The sequence below is a fragment of the Streptomyces poriferorum genome (assembly GCF_019399235.1).
GTDB classification, from domain to species: domain Bacteria; phylum Actinomycetota; class Actinomycetes; order Streptomycetales; family Streptomycetaceae; genus Streptomyces; species Streptomyces poriferorum.
Window position 1 is genome coordinate 1 of record NZ_JAELVH010000606.1, and the last position, 942, is coordinate 942.

1 pseudogene is annotated in these 942 nt (G+C 66.5%); it reads right to left on the reverse strand.

Annotated elements, in window-relative coordinates:
- A pseudogene (locus JGS39_RS39990) lies at positions 1–747 on the reverse strand (NlpC/P60 family protein); the annotation flags it as partial.
- Between the last annotated feature and the right edge of the window lie 195 nt (positions 748–942).

Here is a 942-nt window from a genome sequence, read left to right on the forward strand (position 1 = left end):
GGTCGGCGCTGCCCCAGGCGGGGCCGGGGCCGACCTTGTAGAAGCGCTTGCCACCACGGTCGACGAGCATCTCGCCGAGCCGGGTGACGTAGCCGTTCTTCGTTCCGGCGCCGAACTTCGCGGCACCCGGGAACTGTGTCTTCGCCGAGCCGCTGCCACCGCTTCCGCTCGTCAGCCCCTTGTAGCGGTAGGCGACGTAGCTGCCCGAGTTGGTCCAGTACGCCATGGGCGTCGTCTGCTTGCGGGTGTGCGGTTTGGTCTGCTCGTACGCCGTGTAGTGGGTGTGCGTGTAGTCGGTCCAGCCGCCGAAGACCGTGACGTGCGAGCCCTTACCGGGGTCGGCCGGGTTGTGGAAGAGCAGGATGTCGCCGGGCTGCAGTTCCTCCCGGGCGATGCGCGTCCCGTAGGTGGCGAGGCTGCCGGTCCATTCGTTGCCGGGCAGGTTCCAGGCCATCGACACATAGCCGGAGCAGTCCTGGCGGTACCCGTCCGACCAGTACTTCGTCATGCTGTACGGAACCTGCGCGGTGACCCACTTCTTCGCGCGGTTGATGATGTCGGCGCGGGTGGTCGCGCGCAGCGTGGATGTCGACGCCGGTGGTCCGGAGGCGCCCGCGCCCTGTAGTGGTCCCGGTCCGCCCTGCGGGCTGTCGGCAGTCCGGCGGCAGCGGCGCGCCGTTGGACGGCGCATCCCGCACAGGTGCAGTCGATGGCAGGTACGTACTCCTCGAAGGCCGGCACAGTCATGCGATTCCCTCCGCACTCGTCAAGATCTTTGGGCGCATCTGTACGGGCGTCAGTGTCTCAACTCTCCTGACATATCGCATTTTGACGGATAGAAGAGAAAAAACGACCATCCGACAGGCCGTGGCGGAGGGGAAATGGTCAGGAGCACGGCCGGAGATCGGGTAGAGTTCTCCAGGTCAGCAGGCGCCGCTAGCT